Source organism: Niallia sp. RD1 (genome assembly GCF_024219955.1).
GTDB lineage: Bacteria > Bacillota > Bacilli > Bacillales > Cytobacillaceae > Niallia > Niallia alba.
In genome coordinates, this window is sequence record NZ_CP100420.1 from 4,077,547 (window position 1) to 4,099,123 (window position 21,577).

General features: G+C 36.0%; 19 protein-coding genes, 3 pseudogenes and 1 riboswitch. Of the genes and pseudogenes, 16 read left to right on the forward strand and 6 right to left on the reverse strand.

The genetic code is table 11. The annotated features are described in order from the left end of the window. The first annotated feature begins 128 nt into the window (after positions 1–128). A pseudogene (locus NKG37_RS19480) lies at positions 129–3,126 on the forward strand (Tn3 family transposase). A 138-nt stretch (positions 3,127–3,264) separates the two neighbouring features. Here NKG37_RS19480 and NKG37_RS19485 read toward each other — a convergent pair. Then, positions 3,265–3,621 (reverse strand): VOC family protein, encoded by a 357-nt coding sequence (locus tag NKG37_RS19485; protein WP_254415152.1) that lies wholly within the window; start codon positions 3,619–3,621, stop codon positions 3,265–3,267. An 11-nt stretch (positions 3,622–3,632) separates the two neighbouring features. Further along, positions 3,633–3,935: a hypothetical protein gene (locus NKG37_RS19490; RefSeq protein WP_254415153.1), complete on the reverse strand. Its 303-nt coding sequence runs from the start codon at positions 3,933–3,935 to the stop codon at positions 3,633–3,635. A gap of 466 nt (positions 3,936–4,401) precedes the next feature. Between NKG37_RS19490 and NKG37_RS19495 the strand changes: the two genes are divergently transcribed. The 11 genes and pseudogenes from NKG37_RS19495 (at position 4,402) to NKG37_RS19545 (ending at position 14,111) form a co-directional block, all read left to right on the forward strand. After that, on the forward strand, positions 4,402–5,589 hold the full coding sequence (locus NKG37_RS19495; RefSeq protein ID WP_254414795.1) for an IS4 family transposase: 1,188 nt from the start codon (positions 4,402–4,404) through the stop codon (positions 5,587–5,589). Between the two features lie 354 nt (positions 5,590–5,943). Then, positions 5,944–7,196, forward strand: a pseudogene (locus NKG37_RS19500) (ISLre2 family transposase). 173 nt (positions 7,197–7,369) lie between these two features. Next, a riboswitch (M-box (ykoK) riboswitch) is annotated at positions 7,370–7,537 on the forward strand. 317 nt (positions 7,538–7,854) lie between these two features. Then, positions 7,855–8,799 carry a magnesium transporter CorA family protein gene (locus NKG37_RS19505; protein WP_254415154.1) on the forward strand — a complete coding sequence of 315 codons (945 nt, stop codon included), beginning with the start codon at positions 7,855–7,857 and terminating at the stop codon, positions 8,797–8,799. Between the two features lie 549 nt (positions 8,800–9,348). Further along, positions 9,349–9,513 (forward strand): annotated as a pseudogene (locus NKG37_RS19510) (YitT family protein); the annotation flags it as partial. Positions 9,514–9,803: 290 nt separating this feature from the next. Next, positions 9,804–10,268, forward strand: coding sequence for a DUF6431 domain-containing protein (locus NKG37_RS19515; protein WP_254414815.1), 465 nt, complete (start codon positions 9,804–9,806; stop codon positions 10,266–10,268). Between the two features lie 41 nt (positions 10,269–10,309). Next, complete coding sequence (locus NKG37_RS19520; protein WP_254414816.1) at positions 10,310–11,665, forward strand: DDE-type integrase/transposase/recombinase; 1,356 nt, start codon at positions 10,310–10,312, stop codon at positions 11,663–11,665. Further along, positions 11,658–12,458, forward strand: a complete 801-nt coding sequence (locus NKG37_RS19525; protein ID WP_367976433.1) for an ExeA family protein — start codon at positions 11,658–11,660, stop codon at positions 12,456–12,458. Before NKG37_RS19520 ends, NKG37_RS19525 begins: the two co-directional genes overlap by 8 nt. Continuing rightward, positions 12,455–12,688 carry a DUF5348 domain-containing protein gene (locus NKG37_RS19530; RefSeq protein ID WP_254414818.1) on the forward strand — a complete coding sequence of 78 codons (234 nt, stop codon included), beginning with the start codon at positions 12,455–12,457 and terminating at the stop codon, positions 12,686–12,688. The genes NKG37_RS19525 and NKG37_RS19530 overlap by 4 nt, the downstream gene beginning before the upstream one ends. A 143-nt stretch (positions 12,689–12,831) precedes the next feature. Further along, on the forward strand, positions 12,832–13,200 hold the full coding sequence (locus tag NKG37_RS19535; protein WP_254416426.1) for a YitT family protein: 369 nt from the start codon (positions 12,832–12,834) through the stop codon (positions 13,198–13,200). Positions 13,201–13,434: 234 nt separating this feature from the next. Continuing rightward, positions 13,435–13,641, forward strand: a complete 207-nt coding sequence (locus NKG37_RS19540; RefSeq protein ID WP_254415155.1) for a hypothetical protein — start codon at positions 13,435–13,437, stop codon at positions 13,639–13,641. Beyond that, complete coding sequence (locus NKG37_RS19545) at positions 13,632–14,111, forward strand: polysaccharide deacetylase family protein (RefSeq protein ID WP_254415156.1); 480 nt, start codon at positions 13,632–13,634, stop codon at positions 14,109–14,111. The genes NKG37_RS19540 and NKG37_RS19545 overlap by 10 nt, the downstream gene beginning before the upstream one ends. 258 nt (positions 14,112–14,369) lie before the next feature. Here NKG37_RS19545 and NKG37_RS19550 read toward each other — a convergent pair whose 3' ends face one another. The 3 genes from NKG37_RS19550 to NKG37_RS19560 all read right to left on the reverse strand — a co-directional run bounded on the left by NKG37_RS19550 (position 14,370) and on the right by NKG37_RS19560 (position 17,772). Next, on the reverse strand, positions 14,370–15,485 hold the full coding sequence (locus NKG37_RS19550; RefSeq protein ID WP_254415157.1) for an IS4 family transposase: 1,116 nt from the start codon (positions 15,483–15,485) through the stop codon (positions 14,370–14,372). A gap of 565 nt (positions 15,486–16,050) precedes the next feature. Further along, positions 16,051–16,905 carry a cupin domain-containing protein gene (locus tag NKG37_RS19555; RefSeq protein ID WP_251555222.1) on the reverse strand — a complete coding sequence of 285 codons (855 nt, stop codon included), beginning with the start codon at positions 16,903–16,905 and terminating at the stop codon, positions 16,051–16,053. Between the two features lie 660 nt (positions 16,906–17,565). After that, the gene (locus NKG37_RS19560; RefSeq protein WP_013352384.1) at positions 17,566–17,772 is read right to left on the reverse strand and encodes a DUF1657 domain-containing protein; all 207 of its coding nucleotides are present in this window, start codon (positions 17,770–17,772) and stop codon (positions 17,566–17,568) included. 673 nt (positions 17,773–18,445) lie between these two features. On the opposite strand from NKG37_RS19560, the gene NKG37_RS19565 reads away from it, so the two are divergent. The 3 genes from NKG37_RS19565 to NKG37_RS19575 all read left to right on the forward strand — a co-directional run bounded on the left by NKG37_RS19565 (position 18,446) and on the right by NKG37_RS19575 (position 19,699). Then, a complete protein-coding gene (locus NKG37_RS19565; RefSeq protein WP_144521971.1) occupies positions 18,446–18,718 on the forward strand; it encodes a hypothetical protein in 273 nt (90 codons plus the stop codon). Between the two features lie 156 nt (positions 18,719–18,874). Beyond that, a complete protein-coding gene (locus tag NKG37_RS19570; RefSeq protein ID WP_254415158.1) occupies positions 18,875–19,234 on the forward strand; it encodes a CBO0543 family protein in 360 nt (119 codons plus the stop codon). A gap of 24 nt (positions 19,235–19,258) precedes the next feature. After that, positions 19,259–19,699 (forward strand): hypothetical protein, encoded by a 441-nt coding sequence (locus NKG37_RS19575; protein WP_254415159.1) that lies wholly within the window; start codon positions 19,259–19,261, stop codon positions 19,697–19,699. Between the two features lie 104 nt (positions 19,700–19,803). Here NKG37_RS19575 and NKG37_RS19580 read toward each other — a convergent pair. Beyond that, positions 19,804–21,026 (reverse strand): IS3 family transposase gene (locus tag NKG37_RS19580; RefSeq protein WP_173026407.1). Its coding sequence is split into 2 segments (ribosomal slippage): positions 19,804–20,738 and positions 20,738–21,026, totalling 1,224 coding nucleotides; the frame shifts between segments, so codons are not numbered across the junction. A gap of 83 nt (positions 21,027–21,109) precedes the next feature. On the opposite strand from NKG37_RS19580, the gene NKG37_RS19585 reads away from it, so the two are divergent. After that, positions 21,110–21,481 carry a DUF421 domain-containing protein gene (locus NKG37_RS19585; RefSeq protein ID WP_235993214.1) on the forward strand — a complete coding sequence of 124 codons (372 nt, stop codon included), beginning with the start codon at positions 21,110–21,112 and terminating at the stop codon, positions 21,479–21,481. Positions 21,482–21,577 lie beyond the last annotated feature (96 nt).

Consider the following 21,577-nt stretch of genomic DNA (forward strand, 5'->3'; position numbering starts at 1 on the left):
TCTAGTCCGCAAGATTATTACCAATAAAAGTAAAATTGTTTTTGGTAATTTTGATAAGTGTTGTTGATAGCTCGCTATGTCGAAATTTATACTGTTTATAAAAAGACATAGCGAGAAGAGGGAAGCCATTGAAGAGAAATTGGAATCAAAATGAACTCGATGAACATTTTAGTTTATTGCCAAATGAAAATCACTTAGTGCTAAGTAAGAAAACAAGCGCAAACCGTATAGGGTTTGCAGTTATTCTTAAATATTTTCAACAGGAAGCACAGTTTCCTAACAAGAAGCAAGATGTGCCCAAAGAAGTTGTTCAACATTTAGCTAATCAAGTAGATGCTTCGGTTGAGGATTTTTTTGATAACTATGGTTGGGGTGGAAAAGAAAGAAGTTATACAGAACATCGAAAGGCAATACGTAACCTTTTTGGATTTCGAGAACTAACTGCAAATGACAATCATCTTTTTGCAGAATGGTTAGGAGAACAAGTTCAGTTTACACATGATATTGACTACTTGAAAAGCATACAGTCTCTTTCGTACGTGGAAAGTTGAACCTCCTTCAGTAGGAAGCTTAAGGCGAATGATTGAATCTGCTGTCGATCATTTTGAAAAGAGTTTATATAAAATGACCTATCAGCAACTTCCTCCTAAGACCTGTTCACGATTAGATGCGCTTCTGGAATCTTATGCTGATGAAGTATCACCAGAAGGTTTTGAAGAAGCGTTTCATAAGGAAAAGGAATCAGATATTTTAACTTTTCGTCAGCTTTTATCTTCTCCCAGCAAACCAAGTGTAAGTACAATAGAAATGGAAATCAAAAAATTATTAGCCATTCAACATCTTCAAATTCCTGATGGTTTATGTAAACAGATATCTCCTAAACTAGTAAAAAAATATCGACTTCGTGCAGCCACAGAAACCGTAACGGAATTACGTGCACACCCTGAACCTATACGCTATACCCTTCTTGTCATTTTATTTTCGCATCGTCATGAGGAAGTCATTGATTATTTAGCTGATTTATTGGATGAAATTACGCTTAAATTCGGAAATAAGGCCAAAAATACAACCCGTAAAGAAGCAGTAGAAGAATTAGAAAGAGTCCAAGGGAAAAATAAACATATTGTCAATTTGTTAAAAGCAACCGTGGATCACCCAGAAGGGGTCATTCAAGATACTCTATTCCCTATTGTTAGCTCTGATATGATTCGAGATATTATTAAGGACATGACAAAGAATAGCCGAGAGTACAAAGAAAAAATCTATACAAAAATGCATTCTTCTTACCAAGGGCATTATCGAAAGTCCCTTTCTAAAATTTTAAACAACCTTACTTTTCGCTCGAATAATCAATTTCATCAGCCGATCATCGAGGCTATCCAACTTATTCGAGAGTATGGAGAAAGTGGGCAGCGTTATTTTGCTGCTGGAGATGAAGTTCCCATTGAAGGTGTAATTCAGCCGAAATAGAAAGACGTTATTGTCGAGACAGACAGCAAAGGGATTGAGAGAGTGAATCGAATCAATTATGAAATTGCTGTGATACAATCGCTTCGTACTAGACTTCGTTGTAAAGAAATTTGGATTGAGGGCGCTAATCGATATCGAAACCCGGATGAAGATCTCCCTCAAGATTTTGATGAGCACAAGGAAGAACATTTTCAAGCACTGAAAGCCCCTCTTGATGTAGAGCCTTTTATCAAAGATATTATACAGTTGATGAAAGATAAACTCCATTTATTGAATCAAGGGCTAGGCGATCAAAGCAACGAAAAAGTAGCGATTACTACTAAAAATAACAAGGGGTGGATTAGACTTACTCCACTCGAAAAGCAACCAGAACCTCCACATGTAACGAAGCTTAAACAGGAGATTAAGAACCGTTGGTCTGACATTAACCTATTGGATTTACTAAAAGAAACAGATTTTCACACGGAGTTTACCAAACACTTTAAAACCACAGCCAATCGAGAGATTTTAGATCGAGAAACCGTTCAACGACGGCTTCTTCTAAGTTTATTTGGATTAGGAACGAATACAGGTTTGAAAACAGTTTCTGCCGGAAACCACCTAGATAGTTATCGGGAACTTCGGTATATACGTCAAAAATTTATTCATAAGGATCATTTGCGAAAAGCCAACGCAGAGGTTACCAACCATATCATCTACAATCGAATGAAAGAAGTATGGGGAGAAGCCACCACTGCATGTGCTTCCGATTCAAAACATTTTGGCTCTTGGGATCAAAACCTACTTTCTGAATGGCATCCTCGTTATAAGAAACATGGTGTCATGATCTATTGGCATACAGATCGTAAGTCAGCTTGTATTTATTCTCAGCTGAAGTCCTGTCTTTCTTCGGAAGTGGCAGCAATGATGGAAGGGGTTCTTCGTCACTGTACGGACATGGATGTTGACAGAAATTATGTCGATACACATGGACAAAGTGTCGTTGCTTTTGCTTTTTGTCATCTACTTGGTTTTAAACTGATGCCACGCTTTAAAAATATCGGGTCTCAAAAGATATATCGTCCAGAAGCCGGCATGAATGAGGAGTACCCTCACCTCCAACAGGCTTTAAGTAGACCGATTAATTGGGATCTAATTCGACAACAGTATGAACAAATCATTAAGTTCGCAACTGCTCTACGATTGGGTACTGCTTCTGCCGAATCTATATTAAAGCGATTTACACGGGATACGAAACATCCAACTTATCAGGCTTTATGTGAATTAGGAAAAGCGATTAAAACAATCTTTTTATGTGATTATTTACACTATGAAGAGATTCGCAGAGAGATCCATGAAGGATTAAATACAGTTGAACAATGGAACTCGGTGAATACCTATATTTTCTATGGAAAAAACAGTGAAATTCGTTCCAATTCGATAGAAGATCAAGAGGTTTCTGCCTTATCACTTCAATTGCTGCAAAATTGCTTAGTCTATATGAATACCTTAATGGTACAAGAAGTGCTTTATGACAACAACCAATATTGGTTGAGGAAAATGACTCCAGAAGATTTTAGGGGATTAACACCTTTATTTTATCATCATGTCAATCCATACGGTACTTTTGAACTAAATATGGATCAACGAATACCTATTAAGTTGAAAGTCTCGTAATTTTCATTATTTCAATTAGTAGCAAAAACCAGCTAATGTCTTAGAACATGATATTAGCTTGTTTTTGCAATATACACTTAGACGTGAAAAGAGCGCACACCTTACTCTGGAAAAGATCCCTATAGCTGAAGAAGGAAATTAGCTTTCAGATTCTTGAACAAAACCTAATTCGTTTCCATCTAAATCACTAATGGTGAATTTTTTTGTCCCATAAGGAGTTGAAAACAGTTCTTCAATCACATTAACGTGGTCTTTTAATTCAGACCATAATGCATCAACATCTGAAATATTAAAATTATACCGCCCGTGTGACGGATAATTATTATCTTCCATTAAAGCGAATGTCGCTCCATATTCTGCTTCAAAATGGGCATAGTTAGGCTTTTCAGGCGGCCATATAGCAGCTACTTTAAACCCTAATTTAGTCGTATACCAATCAATAGCTGCATCTAAATTTTTAACATTGACTCTGACATGTGCTAGTTTTGTTTTCATTTTTTCCTCCTTTATTCATACCAAGCTGTTTTAGGTCTTCCCTCAGGATAACCTACTTTTTCTCGATACTTCTTTCTTTCATTTGTGAAATCAAACCATTGCTTACTACTATTGGGATCATTTTTATAACCAATGGAAGGAACAGTTTGAAACTCAGCTAGACCTTTAACAGTCCTTGCTCTCTCATCTGGAATATTTAGCATCTGAGCTAATTGTTCGGTACTAAGAGTATGTACTTCACTTATTTTCACTTTAGCTTTTCTAAGTTTTGTTTTTTCATTTTGTGTTAGTCGCAATTTTGGATTTGAACTCAAAAACTCCCTCCTAAAAAAACTCCCTTTTATTAAATACTTACAATTTCAAGATGATACATTTAAATTCCTTCATTACCTTAAAATATGCCCCAATTGACTATAGGCGAATAAAGGAAAATTTCTTATCAAAAACGAATGTTTTTAATAAGGATAGATTACTAAAGGTATGAGTAAAATATTTGTGGGAGAATAAATATCCTTTTTGTCTAGTTGGGGGACGCGTCCCAATGTCATAAACCTAAATTGTAAAAATATGTAAATATTAAAAAAGATTCATAAAATTGTTGTATAAAATTGAAAAAACCCCTTGACTTTTCAGAAACACCTCCATAATCAGCGTGAATACCAGTTCTTGGTATATCTCGTACGAAATGGGGTTTTTTTGTTGAAAAAAAGCAAGTTTTTAGAAGCGATTGAAGTATGTAGGGAGGTATTGTACGATTTCCATTTCATGTGCGATTCCCGCATGAAATCAACCTACTTTACACGTAAAGGAGGCAAATTGACTTTCCCAGAAACAATTTTGTTTGTGCTAAATCTAGTAACGAGAAGCTTGCAGATTGAGTTGAATGACTTTTTTGAGTTGATTAAAAAAGAAGGAGAAATTATAAGTAAACAGGGATTTTCACAAGCGCGAAAAAAAATAAAACCAGAAGCCTTCAAGACGTTATTTGACACCATTACGACGTGGTTTTATCAGACAAATAACTCCTTTAAATATAAGGGCTTCCGGTTATATGCGATTGATGCGTCTATCATAGAAATAGCCAATTCCCAAAGGCTAAGAGATACCTTCGGCGCATCAAAGGGCAATGGCAAGGAACTTGCCAGAGCCATGGTATCTACTATTTATGATATCGGAAATGATTTATTTGTAAAGGGGATAATCACAAAATGTACAGATAGCGAGCGCACAGTAGCGATAGAATTAATTGATAGTTTCCTAGAACTGCGTTCTAACCACGACCTTTTTCTTTTTGACCGTGGGTATCCATCTCAATATTTCTTTCACTATCTTTTGAAGAATAAAGTGAATTTTGTTGTTAGAACGCCAGTTAATTTTTACCGAGCCGCTATAAAAGAAGGGATCCCTGATCAGGTCATTGAACTCAAGTATAAAAGCAACGTCATGCGTTTGCGTGCGGTCCGTATCCCATTAGGCTCTGGAGAAGATGAATTACTTATAACGAATATATTAGATGAGTCTTTTGATATTCCGGCTTTTAAAGAGTTGTACTTTAAACGATGGTCAATCGAAACAAAATACGATGTCTTAAAAAACAAAATACAGATTGAAAGATTCTCAGGCGAAACAAAACAGACGATTGAACAAGAGTTTTATGCTGCTTTATTTTTAAGCAACATGGCTTCCCTACTAAAGCATGAGTCAGATGTGATCATCGCCGAGGATCAGAAGGATAAAGACTTAAAGCACAAATATAAAACTAACACCAATATTTTAATTGGCGCACTAAAAGATAAGCTCATTTGTTTAATCATTGAACCAAGTCAAAGGCGAAGAAAAAAGATGTATAAAGACCTACTGAACGAAGTTCAGCGAAATAGAGTCCCAATTAGACCTGGAAGGAAATTTAAACGTTCCAGAGGGCTAAATGCGAATAAACATGGATTTGGACAACGACCAGCTATCTAACAAAACGAACAAATAGGAAAATCAGGGAAATGCCAAAAAAATTAAATAGGCACTTCCCGGGCATCCTATTGGCTTTTTTAGTTATCAGAATATTATAAACATCAATTTTGGTTTACCACTGGTAATTACTGGTTTCTTAACTTGATGACATTGGGACGCGTCCCCCAACTAGACAAAAAGGCCACCAAGCGAGAGCGCGGTAGCTGGAAAAAATTAAGCATTAAAAAAGAGAGCATCCTTTTGTAAAGTAGAATTTGGCGAAAACTACGAAAAGGAGAGGCTCTCATGAATCAATGTAACATAAAAATGCCATCATTAAAAGAATTGGAAAAAACTTTATTTCGAACACTACAAATGACGTTTCAAGAAATCCTTATTCAAACGTTAGAAAATTGGGATCAAGAGATTGCAAAGCAACTAGACAAACGAAGATTTGCTTTACGTGATAAACGAGAAATACGATTAGATACAGCGTTTGGAGCTGTGGAGCTGAAGCGTAATTATTATTTTGATCGTGTGACTAAAAAATATATTTGTCTATTAGATCACTATTTACAGTTTCAGGGGAATAAGGGATTTAGTCCGCTACTAGAAGAATGGGGGCTAGAACTAGCGACGAATGGCTCCTCCTATCGAAAGGCGGTGGAAACGTTCGAACAATTTTTAGGCTATTCGGCGATGAGCCACGAAGCATTACGGCAACATCTTCTTCAAACAAGCGTACTTCCCGCTAAGGAAAAACGCCCTTTTCAAAAGGTATTGTTTGTCGAAGTAGATGGATTATATGTGAAGAGTCAAGAAAAGAAAAAGCGTGGATGGGAGTTGAAATTCGCCGCTGTACACGAGGGATGGAAAGAAAACGGAAAGCGAATCAGGCTCCGAAATAAAAGGCATTTTCTTTATGAAGGAAAAGAACCCTTTTGGGAAGCCTTTGAAACGTTCTTACAGAATCATTATGCGTATGATCCTACCCAAACCTTGCTTATTATTAATGGTGATGGAGCAGGCTGGATAACGGCATGTCGGGAGTATTTTCGGGAACGCGCCGTTTTCATGTCGCTCGTTCGATGAAGCAACTAATGAAGAGCTATCCTCGATACCGCTACGTGAAAAGAGCGTTAAGAAACTACCAGGTAGAAACATTACTTCTAGAGTTGAATAGCGCAGTAGGAACAATGGATACACCAGAAAAAGAAGAAAAACTAGAGCATTTCCTTGCCTTTTTAACGCATCATCAGGAAACCATAAAAGATTACCGTAGTTGGTTACAGGAAAAAGGTGTGGACACGACAGCGTATCGTCCAATGGGAAGTGCAGAGGCGATGATGAATCAATTAGCCAAACGATTAAAGAATGGAAGAGCCTGGAGCAAAAAAGGGGTCATGAGCATGGCGCGCTTGTGGATTGGATTGAAGGATGACCTATCCATCCAAACGATATATGGGAAATGGGAAAAAGCCACGGAAAAATCAAAGAAAGAGCATCGAGCGAAAAGAAAAATACCCACAAAATTAGTAACAGAAACCGTGCGTCAGAACATGCCATACTTAAATCAAGCGATTGGAAAACCCGTTCACTTTGCCTTACAGGGATTAAAAGGTTTTTAAAAAATGAGAGAATCAACAGTTGGAAGAACAAAACCAATTGGAAAGCGGATACAAACTTAGAGGTTTTACTTTATAAAAAAGGGAGCTAAAAAAACTCCCACAAAAACTTGACTCAATCAGAATACCATATGTTATTGACTAATTTTAATGAGCAAGTGTACAATATTAAGGGTTACAGTCCTCGTTAGGTGAGGCTCCTATACAAACATAGGCTACTGCCCTGAAACATCGAAAGATGCCAATGGGTAGAACAGGAACTGCCGAATTAAGGCTTTTCATAAGGTAGCTAAGGATTATCCTTTACGTTGTATAGTGCCAAAGCTCGACTATGGAGGAGACTATATGCTTTTTACTTATGCGTATCGAACCCTCTAGATATTTCTCTAGAGGGTTTTAAAATTTGAAAGGGGGAACATTCTATTTTGGACAGGAGTATTAAAGTGTATAAAAAGTTTATATTGCGTAAATGTTCTATACGGAGAGTATACAAGTCTATCTCCACAGGTTCCCCTATTTTAATTTGTATTTACTAATTTATTGGACCGGTAATTTAAAATACTGTATGTAACATAGTCATTTTTGATTTAGGAGCGCTCTCCGTTTACGAAGGATTATTCAATATACAAGCAATCGTAATAAATCGAAAGGTTGTGAAACTATGTTGAAAATTTATAAAACGGATTTAAATGGGAAAATGGAAGAAAATTATAGATTAGAAAAGGACTGCTGGTTAAATATTACGGCTCCTACCAAAGAAGTATTGAATGAAATCTCATTACATTACAATATTCCTTTAGAATTTTTAGAAGACCCATTAGATTTAGAAGAAAATGCACGTGTTGAGTACGATGAAAAAACGGATTGTACGTTAATAATTAATGACTTTCCGATCATTGATATAAATAATAAGCAATTTGAATCGTATATTACAATTCCGATCGGTATTTTATTAGGCAAAGATTATATAGTAACCATTAGTAGTCAGTCCCTTCACTTTGAGGAACAGTTAATAAAAAGAAATATTAATACTTCCATGAAGACAAGACTTGCATTAGAAATATTATTCAACATTTCAAGTCAATATATTGGAAAGCTGAAATTACTGAATAGACAACGTCTTAAAATTGAAAGCAATTTACGAAATTCCTTAACTAACAAGCAGTTATATGACCTAATGGAAATTGAAAAAAGTTTAGTTTATTTTTTAATTTCCTTAACAGCAAATGTAGAAGTAATTAATCGCTTATTTCGAACAAGTTCAGTCAAATTATACGAGGAAGATAAATCATTATTAGAAGATATTCGTATAGAGAACAACCAAGCAATAGGTACTACAGAGTTATATACAAAAATTTTGAACAGTATTACGGGTTCCTATTCTTCTTTGATATCCAATAGATTAAATAACACGATGAAGACACTCACGCTATTTACAGTTTTTTTAACGTTACCGACCCTTGTGTTTAGTTTTTTTGGTATGAATGTCACATTGCCTATTTCTGATAAAGACCCGAAATCCTATTTATATATTTTAATTATCGCCTTCATCGCGATTTTATGGATTAGTTTAGCTTTAGGAAGACGTGGTACATTTAAAAATTAGCAAATAAAAAAGCAGTCGGTATTGCTAAATCGACTGCTTTTTATTTTATATTCAACAAATCAGATACATTTGTTGAAGTATTATCGTTTGGTAACCTATTGTAATCGGAGATTGGTTGTTTAGTTTATTCATATTCTTCTCAAGTAACAATGCATCTATAAATTTATCTCGGTATAAATTACATATCCATCAAGTAAAAGACGTAATCCTTTTTCATTCAAGCTCACTATTGTAGCTTCTATACGAGAATCGCTATTAATAATCATTGTATAATCACTAGGTTGAAATGACATTACATTAGCATTCTTTCGCTGGCACGATAGTAAAAAGCCCCATTCCGTTATAAAATGTACCCTATAAGATGGACACTTAAAAAAAGTCCTTCTTATGGGGTACTTTAATGCCTTTTAAGAAAGGGGGAAAGTGGAGGCGATTATCCCCTAATAAATGAAGTATTCCCTAATATATTTAATTTTTTCTCTGCATTCTTATTCTTAACCTTAAAACCCCGACATATTATTAGATTAAAAATGAGACAAGGTGATTGTTATTTTTCAGAAATTAATAGCTACTCTTATTGGAAGTCTGTTATTAGGAGTTGGTGTGAATGGGTTTCTAGTTCCTCATCATTTAATAGATGGTGGAATCCTTGGGATCGCACTATTACTTCATTATTATTTTAAATTTCCAACTGGTATTATAATGGTGGGGTTAAGTTGTTTTTGCTAATTCAAAATGACCGAAAGTTGACGGTGTTGCCTGTCCAGAATTAGACGGTTATAATGTCCATATGTACATGATTCGAAACATTTCGACATTTATGATTATGATTCTGGAGAAAGGAAAAGACGCCTCCCATTATGTATACCTGCGCCAACAGATATACGGGAGACGTCCCCTAAAAAACCATATGATTATTGTATCAGATTATAAACTAATTGAAAACAAAGGAGTTTTTAGTTAGAGGTGCGGGGAGGATTCCTTCTCCCTGTTGCGGGAAAAGCATGAGCGTAATTGGTACTAGAGATAGAAAATCAAGAGAAAGTTCTGGAGAGACAAAAGTATACAACATTCGGCGATTAGGTTGTGATCAATGCGGCCGGATTCATCATGAATTACCAGATTTCTTAGTTCCATATAAGAGGTATAAGGCAGAGTGTATTGAGTCGGTTCTTTCGAACCCTTCTTCACATGATGTTCCAGCTGATGAGTCTACCCTATTTCGTTGGTTAAATTGGTTTAATTATTTTGTAGATTACTGGGCTAATTGTCTTATGTCTATTGTGCTTCGAACTAAACAAGGCGAGGTCCCTTTGAATTTGACGTCCGCAAATTCAGAGCCTGCACTTCAAAGAATAGGACGGCTGGTGGGGAATGCCCCCAGATGGCTGGAGAGAATTGTCCGGCCAATTGTGAATTTTAATTTGTGGCTACATACCCGTTCTGCATTCTTGTCCGAAGAAAGCTGATTTACACTCATGATAATCACATTTGTAAAAGGAGTGTTATCATGAGAAATCAAAAAAAGGCAGAAGAGATTGCAGTACAAAGGTTCCAACTCATTGCCCCTTTGTTGGCGGAAGGGCTAGATGCTGGAAAAGCAAAGGAATTGAAAAACCATATATGTAAGACCAGCGGTCTTTCTGAAAGGACAATCAGACGTTACCTTGAGCAGTATCGTAATGAAAGTTTTGAAGGGCTAAAGCCAAAAGGAATCTCAGAACAAATGAAAAAAGAGGGCATTCCCTCGCATTTATTGGATCAAGCGATTCTTCTTCGAAAAGAAGCCCCTACTAGAAGTGTTGCCCAAATTATTCAAATACTAGAGTGGGAGGGCTTGGCTAAACCAGGGCAGCTAAAACGTTCAACCCTTCAAGAAAAGTTAACTGAAAGAGGATATAGTTCTAGGCAAATGAGGCTCTACTCTCAAACAGGAGTAGCGGCTAGACGATTTCAAAAGCGTCATCGTAACCAGCTGTGGCAATCGGATATTAAATATGGACCTTATTTGCCCATTGGACCAAACGGCACGAAGAAGCAGGTCTATTTAGTAGCTATAATAGACGACGCAACCCGATTTATTCTGCATGGTGCCTTCTATCCTACCCTAGATTCCAGGATTATAGAAGATGCTTTTCGAAACGCTATACAAAAATACGGCGTCCCTGATGCTGTTTATTTTGATAACGGTAAACAGTACAGAACTAGGTGGATGTCTCGTACTTGTTCCAAATTAGGCACAAGGCTAATCTATGCAAAACCGTATGCGGCTGAGTCAAAAGGAAAGGTTGAACGCTTTAATAGAGTGGTAGACTCTTTCTTAGGTGAAGCAGCGCTTGAAAAGCCCAATTCATTAGATCGCTTGAATGAGCTCTTTCAAGTATGGTTATCAGAGTGTTATCAAAATAAACCACATTCCGGTCTTGGGGAGAACATTAGCCCTGAAACTGCTTTTCGAAGCGATAAAAAAGCCCTTCGATTTATTGATCCTGACAAACTAGCGAATGCATTCTTGCATTGTGAGACGCGGAAAGTAGATAAGTCGGGATGCATTAGTTTTATGGATCAGAAATATGAGGTTGGCCTATCCTTTATTGGTCGTCAAGTAGATGTTGTTTATGACCCTGCGTACTTGGATGAGCTAACAATTGAATACGAGGGGCATTCCCCGTGGAAAGCCAAAAAGCTTGTGATTGGTGAAAGAGCTGGGAAACGTCCAACATTGCCTTCACATCTCCAATCACATAAAACTGATTCTTCCAGACTTCTTAAAGCAGCCGAACAGAAGCATCAAGAACGAAAAATTGAGCAAGCTCCAGCCGTTTCTTTCCGTGCTATTTGGAAGGAGGATGGCGAAGATGTTTGAGGACTTTTATGGAATGAAACATACCCCTTTTACTCGGGATGTTCCTCCAACTCAACTTTATGAATCGTTTACGATGCAAGAAGTTTTGGGCCGGTTAAAGTATGCGGCAGAAAGACAGTTATTTGCCGTATTAACCGGAGATTGTGGCACTGGGAAAACCACAACAATTCGGAAATTTGTCGATGGCCTTGATGGCGGCAAATTTCAAGTACTATATTTATCCGATTCAAAACTAACTCCCCGGCATTTTTATAAAGGATTATTAGAGCAGTTGGGGTCGGAAGCGAAATTTTATCGAGGGGATGCAAAACGGCAGCTACATCGGGAAATTGAGTTAATGAGAGGCATTCATGGGATCCAACCCGTAGTTGTAATAGATGAATCCCACCTGTTAGACCGTGAGATGCTTGAGGAGGTTAGATTTTTACTGAATTTTAAAATGGATGCGCAAAGTCCGATGGCTCTTATCCTTGTGGGACAAAGTGAATTATGGGACCGTCTGCGTCTTCAATCATACGCAGCCATTCGCCAAAGAATTGATATTCAATTTAGATTAAGTCACTATGATCAGGCTCAGGTTAATGAATATGTCTCACGACATCTAGATTATGCTGGGGTAGACCAACAAATCTTTTCAGACGGTGCTTTGGAGGAAATTCATCGGTTTTCTGGTGGAACGCCAAGACTTATAAATAAATTATGCACACACAGTCTCCTGTATGGAGCCCAAAATGGACGTCGTATCATTGATGATCATATGGTTAAGCATGTCATTCAGGGGGAACTGTCATGAGCAGACTGTGGTTGAATATGATCTATGAGAAGGATTTAGATTGCTGGTCAGTGGTAATGGATGATGATAACTACATGATACATTGTGGTGAGTTTTTTGAACTTTGTATTGAAGGAGACATTGGAATTCCTTGTCGGTTGGAATTAGATAGGCAGTGGTATATTGTAATGGGATCTGAAGGTGTAAAGCTTGATTTAAAGGAAAATGAGATATATAAAATTGGAATTTGATATTGAAAATGGAGGCTTAGTGATTCGCAGCCTCCATTTTTTGGTCATTTTCTCCATCAAAATCGGGACAAAGTATACCGTCAATTTCTGGACAATATAGTTTAGCATTAACATTAAGTATCCCTATTTGTATATTTTCCTCAATAAATAAAAAAGAGTATTTTTTTAGTAGTTTGCAAGGCTTATTGGTTTCGTCCTTATTTATTGATTTACTTGTTCCTCTTCGTTCTCAATTTTTTATTCCCCAACTTGCAAGCGCACTAATTGGAGGTGCAATAATTGGAGTTGGTGTTGGTCTAATGCTGCGATATAAGACAAGTACTGGAGGAACTGACTTACTAGCTGAAATTATTTCTGAAACTTTTTCGTTAAATATTGCACTTGTAATCATACTGATAGATGGAATTATTGTGTTGGCATGTCTGGCTTTATTAAAATTAGATACCTTCATTTATTCATGTATAGCTATTACCTCTGTGGGTTTAATAACATCCTTAATTAAAGGAAAATAATTTTTTATTGAGAGTCCCAACAACAAACGTGGAAACATACGCTAAGCAATATCGACATGAAGAAAGCCGATTTTTCCTACGCTGTAGTTAATGGGATGGGAATAATAAGCCTATAAGATTAGTGTTATGATTGTTTTTTTTAATTACATAAGTCTATTGTTGATGGGTATTTTAAAATTATTAGTTTATATTGCGGAGGAGTTTTATGAGGAAAAAATTCGCTAATACTTAATAGTGTTTTTAAGTACTTTCATTTTAACAATTACGGATCTTATTGGACCATTTAATACTATTGGCTCTGGTACAGCAGCCTTAAAGGAGAAAAATGATGAACTTTACAAAGAAATTAAAGTGTATAGAGAGGAACATAAATTGAACCGATTGATGCAAAAGTCGATAGAGTGTGGAAGGCAATTCCTGGATACAATGGATTGGATGTAGATATTGAATCTAGTTATAAAAAAATGAAATCAGATGGTAATTTTCACAAAAACAAAGTTGTTTATAAGGAAAAACCTCCAAATGTCCATTTAGAAAATCTAGCACCCATCCCGATTTATAAAGGAAATCCAGAAAAGCCTATGGTGGCGTTATTAATAAATGTTGCTTGGGGTAATGAGTACATTCCAACGATCCTTACCACACTAAAGGAATCCAAGGTCAAGGCGACATTTTTTTTCGATGGTAGCTGGGTTAAAAAGAATCCTGACCTAGCTAAGATGATCTATCGGGAAGGCCATGAAATTGGAAATCATGCTTATAGTCATCCAGATCTTAAGAAGCGATCTAAAAGTGATACCATACAAGAGTTAGAAAAGACGAATGCTCTCATTGAAGAAACCATTGGCATAAAACCGAAGTGGTTCGCACCTCCCAGCGGTTTGACAAACCCTCTGAGGATCTTCCAGTAAGAAGATCCTTTTTTGCTGCTTACTCAATTAATGTACCTTTTAGTTAAGTTAGTATTTTACAATCTTTCTTAGGTAAATAAAGTTACTAAAAAGTTTATTTTAGTTTTTTATCACTAGTGTTGCATAAATATTGTCGCAATTTTCAGTCTGATTATCCTCCTTGTTTAGAGCCAAAAAGGTAAATACCTATTCAAAGGTGGCTCCATCCATTTGGGTTTTTTTTACAATTAGACTTGTGCGACAACAACAATTTGCTTATTAAGGGATGGCTTTCCCTTCAATCTTTCGAAGCCAGATATGGGCTGGTTTCCACAATGCAGCCCTTAAATAACGGCTAATTTGTAAGGTTTTTCGCTTACTTCTTGTTTCAAGTTGTACGAGAACATATAGGCAAAAAACAATCAGTGCGATAAACACTTGGTTTTGAATGGCCCATTCACTTTGACCGTAGAACTTTTTGATGCTGAGATGCTGTTTGATCCATTTAAAGAACAACTCAATTGCCCACCGTGATTTGTACATCTCTGAAATTTCTTCGGCACTCAAATCAAAACGATTGGTAATTAAATGCAGTTCATTTCCTTTTGAATCCATCACTTTTAGAAGACGAAAGTAATTTTCAGCACGGTTTTGAGTCGTACCAATCAACACCATTTGATCTGACAAAACAGCTGAATTCTCGGGTAGTTTAAAATTATAAACTTCCCGTATGACTGCGTTTTTCCGTAGCCTTGAAAGAAAAAAGTAACCATCATCTGTCATTCGGTCAAAGCGCTCGTAATCTAGGTAGCCACGGTCAAACACATACATGCATTCTTTATCATCAACCATGATTTCAAGCTGACCACGATCATGTTCTTTTGCCGTTGTTAAAACAGCCTTTTCAGGATAGGAACTCCCTTTTTCCATAAACACAAGTCTCAAATGCAACTTGACACCTGCTTTTGTTTTGCGGAACTTTGCCCATTTATGATTGGTCAAATTAAGTGGCAATGTGCTTGAATCAATGATTTTTAACGGCATAATAAGCTTTGTATAATGTGTTTTTGCATGAATTTGTGCGACTAAATCAAGGAAAAGCCTTTGAAATAAATCTGAATTTATACCGTTTAATCGGCGTGAGAGCTGAGAAATACTGATTGAATCAAGATCAATGCCTTTTTGTAGTTGGTCGTCGAAAAGACAATCGCTTAGCTCATGCAAACTTTCGACTTCTTGTAGCTGTGCAAAAAGGAGTAATTTTAGAAATGAGTCTGTTTTTAGTTTTTTCGTATAGTAATCTAATTTCAACGTTTTCACGGTTTCTTCAAAAAGTTGAAGATTTATTGGTGAAAACCATTGTCCAAATGAAGTTTTTCGTGTAATATTGTCCATGAGTTGGTCCTTTTTTAGTGGATTTGGACGGGTTACCACCTGACTTATCCATTATAAAGGACTTTTTCTTTGCACAAAATAATAAAATGGAACATTTTGAGTATTTTTAATAGTGAAAATAAATTAATGCAACACTAGTGAAAATAGACTTTTTTATATAATTACCGTAACAAAAACGTTCATATAAGAAGTAAAGCCCAGAAATTAAGCATTTCGAGGCTTTTTTTGCAAAGTTTAATGGTTAATAGGTGATGGTTTATTTTAAAAGGAAAATAATCAATTGCAATAGGACAAGCACTGTTTCGTTAAAGGCGCCCATTTCTGTATGTTAAAGAAAATGATGAAGTCATTTTCCCTATAGGGCTATTCAAGTATTCGAATCAATTTAGGATTAATTAGTTGAATACTTATATAAAAAACAAAACTATGTGTTTAAAAGTAGCTTTATTATTTAATTTTTTAATGATTTGACACGTGAAAATAGCAAAATACATTTCAAAAAATGAGCAGTGATAGGCTACTACTGCTCTTCAGATAAGTTATAGTGTACTTTCTGCAAGCGATTTTAGTTCGCCATAAAACAACGACCAGAAGCCATGGCATCAGCTTTCGTTACGTGAACGGTACCATGTGGATGCTGAGGCGGCGCATAAATAGAGTAAAGTTTTAGCGGGATATTACCTGTATTGGTTACATTATGCCATTTACCAGCAGGTACCATAATGGCAAAGTTTTCATAGACTTTTTCTGCAAAATCTAAATTATCTTTACGATCCCCCATTTGAACAATCCCTTGACCTTGTTCAATACGCAAGAATTGATCAACTGTGGGGTGAATTTCTAAACCGATATCTTCTCCAACATTGATACTCATCAAGGTAACTTGCAAATGTCTTCCTGTCCATAAAACGGTACGATACGTATTGTTTTGCTTCGTAGCTTCCTGTATATTAACGATAAACGGTTCTGGTCCATAATCTTTTAATTCAATTTTATCTTTGCTCTTAAATGATTTTAAAAAGGCCAATCGTTTAGCATGCTCCATTTCATCTGTGGAAGCACGTAGGAATACATCACCAACTGGTGAATTTTGCAAAAGCAAATAATCATTTCGATATTCTTCATAATTCGCTAATTCCGTTTCATAAGCTTTTTGCAGTCCTTCACGATAATTTCGAAAAGATACTTTCTCGATTTGGTACACAGGCTGTCTTCCAGTCATCGAAATATACAGATTTGTATGTTGCTGCCAATGTACCTTTTCGTCTTCTAAAATATTCAGAATGTCATTTTTATGCTTTTGATTTGGTGCTAAATTTACTAGTCGGCTATATAAATCAATGGCTGAAGCTTCTCCTTTTATTCCGTCAAGTATTGCCTCAAATACTAGTCGATCCTTTCCTTGACTATTTCTTAACATCAAGTTTGAGTTATATATTGATGGGTTGACGTAATAAGGATATGGGTACGTGATTGGAACATTATACATTTTGATCATTCCCTCATATTTTTATAAAATTATCATATTCCTATGTTTAGAATTTGTGCTTTAATCCATAGTGCCTTAAGAAGATCTCATTTGAAAAGAATTTACTCAGTTAATGGCCCGTTTGTTCAACAGGCAGGGATGGAGAGCACCATTCTCTCCATAAACTAAACTTTTTTAAATACCTCTGTATAAGCAACTAATTACTCACTAAGTTGTTTGTTATCACCTTCTAATTTCATGGTCTTCCGTTTCAGTGATTCAATAAGGGCATCCTTTCCTCATTTATTTCTCGTTAATATTGTTTTAGTATAGGTGATTGTTGCTGCCTTAGCGCTTCAATCCGTTCAGTGTTAAGAATCGAAAAAGAAAGCTTGTATGTACCTGTGAAATACTCAAATCGTTATTATTTTCACCCAACTGATTCTGGCTTCCGTTACATCCTGATTCTATTCCGATAACCGTTAATACTAAAAGACTGATCTTTAATTTTTTTTATTTTATATATCATGAAAAATCACCTCTGTGTTTTATCCATTATTGAGAGAGTAAAAAAGGTTGGTTTACTTGGACCAACCTTTTTTGTCTTTTTAATTATTGTTGTTTGTATTGAGGTTCTTCTTGTTCGATTTGTTGAACACGTGGTTCAATGCTGTCTACAACGGATTGGGTTTGCTTAGCTGCATCTTGGTAAAGTTGCTTAGCTTGTTGATTATCTGTACTAAGAGCAAATGTTTCAAAGCTAGCTTGAGCACTTTTCAATCCTGCTAGAGCTGTTTTAACGTCATTTATGACTGTCATGAATAACACCTCCTATTATTTTTTTTGAAACCTTTCTTAGAATGTTTGAAGATAGAAATATTTATTCATACAAAGTTTTTAAAATTCGAATTATATTTTTATTATTTTCGGAAAAAATACTCTTGGCAAAAAAAATCAAGGAAGAGAGAATAGGGTAAATTTGACGGTTGTACTTTTGTAAAAGCTGATTAAAGTACAATTGTTTTACAATTCGAGGGGGATTTTCCTTTTCGAGAAGCAAGACTGGTATGCTTATTTAGAAATGGAGTATTGATGCAGTTTGCATTTTTCATAAAATTAAAAAAGAGGTAGACGGAGTATGTATAAGGACTATCCTGAAACGATTTATATGGACCAAAACCACGAGCAAGGTATAAGCAATTTAATAAAAATATAAATCAGTATTTTTCCAATCCTATTATACATAAGGAAATTAATGGTGATAAAATATATGTTGCCTTGGACCTAGACAGAATCTGGAATAGTATAAATTAATATTTAGTTTAGCCACAAATACTCCCCACCTGCGTATAGGTGGGGAGTATTTAATGCTATCTAGAGGTGGGGGAGTCTTTAAAACTAGTCTAAAATACCTGCATATTTTTGACCGCTGTGTGGCAATCTACCAAAGTGATTACAACATTGTTAACAAGGAGGAAACATCATGCAACAAATGCAGACGGGTATGAATAATCAACAAGCACAAGCTTTAATGACACAACCGCCTGAAATAATGTCAACAAAGGATCATCTCTATGTAAACGATATGTTAAGCTGGAATTTACTTGCGATGAAGAAAATGCATTTTTTCGCTCAACAATGTCAAAATCCCGAAGTAAGAGCAGCACTTGAACAAGCTGGACAAATGCATGATCGACACTATCAACAGCTGCTTCAACAGATGCAACAGTATGTAAATCAACCTTCACAAAATATGAATCAATAAGGAGGAAACTATAGTGGAAAATAATACTCCAAACAGGATTGAAAATCGGGAGCATTGTCGTTTTTTTAGTTGTGCCTTGGGTTATATGGGCTAAACTTGTTAAACGAGACATTATTTTAGAAATTTTGTTATTTGGTACCATAATCCGTAATTATCTTGACAACAACCTTATTAGATGTAGTTGGTGCACAATATAGTTTTTGGGATTACCCCATTGCATTCCTACCTTTTATTCCTAGAGCCTTTCCTTTTGATTTTTCAATGGTACCTGTAGCTTACATGTTGTTATATCAATATTTTAGAACATGGAAATCTTTTATTTTAGCCCAGATCATTATGGCACTAACATATGCCTATATAGGTGAACCCTTTTGCGAGTGGGTCAAACTTGTTAATTATTTAGAGTGGAGATACAGATATTCATTCATATATTACATCATGGTTGGAATTGTAACTCGAGCTTTAATACTAAAACTAGCATCTTTATCTAAACCTCAAGATCTTACAACTAAGTAAAATTTAAATTGGAGGAAAAAAACTATGGAAGAAGTTAATATTGGTTTACTGACGATCAAAGTCATCGTTGGTTTTGCCACTTTATTATTTATCATTATCATAACAGGCAGAACATCCATCTATCAGTTAACCCCGTTTCACTTAGTTTTTGTGTTAGGCCTTGGAGATTTTTTAGGAAATACCATTTATGAAGATAAGGTAGGGATTTTTCATTTTTTATATGCCATCGGATTGTGGACGTTTCTTATGTTGGGAATAGAGTTTATGACTCTAAAAAATAAATCGACACGTTCTCTCTTATTAGGCAATCCTAACATCATCATTCGAGATGGTGTCGGATTAACCCCCGAATTTTGGACAATAACTCTCTTATTCTTTCATTTCCTCAGTTTTTTATTTTATAGATTTCTTTCATTATTCTTCAAAAAGGCCATGTTGCTTGACATGGAGCCTCTGCGGGCATGATTCTCCTGCCAAGAAGCCAGCTGTTTTACAACATTGGCATCGCCGAACGAGGCTATCATGCCCGCCACTCCAAATCAAGCTGATGCTTTGAATGAATACATCCATTACACCCGAACCTCCTTGATCACCAATGAATCTTGTTTTTGATAGAATTCCTTTGGTGACAAATCTAGTATACTAGAATGCATACGTCTCTCGTTGTAGAACTCCATAAAATTCATGACTTCTTGATATGCTTCTGTGTAGGTTTCAAACTGCCATCTGGATAGGCAATCGTCCTCAAAAATGCGATGGAAAGACTCAATATGAGCATTCATATTTGGTGTTCTTGGTGGAATTCTTTCGTGCTCAATTTTGGAATCTTCACAAAACTTTTCAAAAGTATGGGAAATAAACTGCGGTCCATTGTCTGTTCGGATTACAGGTTTTTCCAATTCATCATATTGTTGGCGTTTTAATAATGCCCTTTTCAGTGTCTGTTTGACATCATCTCCAGTGCAGCTTAATCCCATATGATAGGTAATGATGCCCCTGTCATAAACATCGATGATGGACATGACAAAGAAAAAGCGATCCTCACCTTCGATAAAGCCATATTTAATGTCAGCTTCCCATAGCTGATTAGATCTTGTAATAATGCGATTTCTTGCTAGTTTCCTAGGGTATGAGACTTTCTTTTGGCGCTGTGGGCGTAAGATGTCCAATTCTTTACAAATCCGGTATACTTTTTTCTTGTTAATTTTAAGTTTGTATTTTCGCCTTAAGACCTTAGTGAGTTTGCGATAACCATAGTTATAGCAATCACCGGCAATCTCTTCTAGTAGAAATTCTTTAATCTGTTCGTCTGATATCTTTTGACCGTCCTCTTGGATCGAATAACCTGGTGCTGGACGTCCCTCACTTACTTTTTTCTCCTCAACACGATAATTCTTTTGATAATAGTATGTGGATCGAGGAATACCTATGATTTTAAGCACCTTTGAAATCGAGTAGCCTTTTTGAATCCATTTGTTAGCTACTTCATGCTTTTCAGCAAGTGAGGGTTTTTCTTTTTTATAAGATCCCTCAGGATCGCTATTTCAAGGTCTTTTTCACCTAATAACATTTTAAGTTTTTCATTTTCTTTGGATAATTCTTTGGAGTCTATATCTGGCAGCACAGCCACATCTACTTCACCAAATTTACCATCTTTGTATTCACGAACCCAGCGACTAACCATATTGGGATTCAGATCATACCGGCGAGCTACAAGGGTATTCTTCCCTGTGTCTTGGGCTTCCTTGATGACTTGTAATTTAAATTCTTTAGAATGTTTTATTCGTTTCATGATGTCAGCCTCCTTGGTACATTAAGCAGTATAATAAATATTACTCTTATTGTCCAAGTTCATTTTGGGGCTTATGAGGTGTTATGGACAGAAAGTTACTTACAAAGAACAAATTGGATGTAAATCAAGTATTGAGTATACTCCGTCAAAATAATGTCTTCTCAGTTCGCGAAGTCAAATACGGTATATTGGAAGCTAATGGGCAAATAAGTTTATTATTAAAATCCAAGTATCAAAAACCAGACAAGCAAGATCTCAATCTTCCAGAAAGTCCAGTAGACCTCCCAACATCGTTAATTATAGATGGGGAAATTTTATGGGATAATTTACATGAACTCGGATTTGATCAACAGTGGTTAGATAACCAATTAACTACCAATGGATATGATAATGTAAAGCGTATACTTTACGCAGATTGGCGAGAGAGTGAAGGCATACATGTAAGTCCTAAATAAAATTTGTTAAGATAAGAGCACATCAATTTTCTTGGTGAATATAAACTTTAGTCTTCAACAATCAGGCGCTTTAATGAAGTAACTAAAGCCTAATTT

Coding starts and splice junctions, on each gene's coding strand:
- NKG37_RS19485 (WP_254415152.1), bottom strand. CDS start 3,621: ATGAAAACAAAACTAGCACATGTCAGAGTCAATGTTAAAAATTTAGAT.
- NKG37_RS19495 (WP_254414795.1), top strand. CDS start 4,402: ATGAAATCAACCTACTTTACACGTAAAGGAGGCAAATTGACTTTCCCA.
- NKG37_RS19505 (WP_254415154.1), top strand. CDS start 7,855: ATGTTGAAAATTTATAAAACGGATTTAAATGGGAAAATGGAAGAAAAT.
- NKG37_RS19515 (WP_254414815.1), top strand. CDS start 9,804: ATGAGCGTAATTGGTACTAGAGATAGAAAATCAAGAGAAAGTTCTGGA.
- NKG37_RS19520 (WP_254414816.1), top strand. CDS start 10,310: ATGAGAAATCAAAAAAAGGCAGAAGAGATTGCAGTACAAAGGTTCCAA.
- NKG37_RS19525 (WP_367976433.1), top strand. CDS start 11,658: ATGTTTGAGGACTTTTATGGAATGAAACATACCCCTTTTACTCGGGAT.
- NKG37_RS19530 (WP_254414818.1), top strand. CDS start 12,455: ATGAGCAGACTGTGGTTGAATATGATCTATGAGAAGGATTTAGATTGC.
- NKG37_RS19550 (WP_254415157.1), bottom strand. CDS start 15,485: ATGGACAATATTACACGAAAAACTTCATTTGGACAATGGTTTTCACCA.
- NKG37_RS19555 (WP_251555222.1), bottom strand. CDS start 16,905: ATGTTAAGAAATAGTCAAGGAAAGGATCGACTAGTATTTGAGGCAATA.
- NKG37_RS19560 (WP_013352384.1), bottom strand. CDS start 17,772: ATGACAGTCATAAATGACGTTAAAACAGCTCTAGCAGGATTGAAAAGT.
- NKG37_RS19565 (WP_144521971.1), top strand. CDS start 18,446: ATGCAGACGGGTATGAATAATCAACAAGCACAAGCTTTAATGACACAA.
- NKG37_RS19575 (WP_254415159.1), top strand. CDS start 19,259: ATGGAAGAAGTTAATATTGGTTTACTGACGATCAAAGTCATCGTTGGT.
- NKG37_RS19585 (WP_235993214.1), top strand. CDS start 21,110: ATGGACAGAAAGTTACTTACAAAGAACAAATTGGATGTAAATCAAGTA.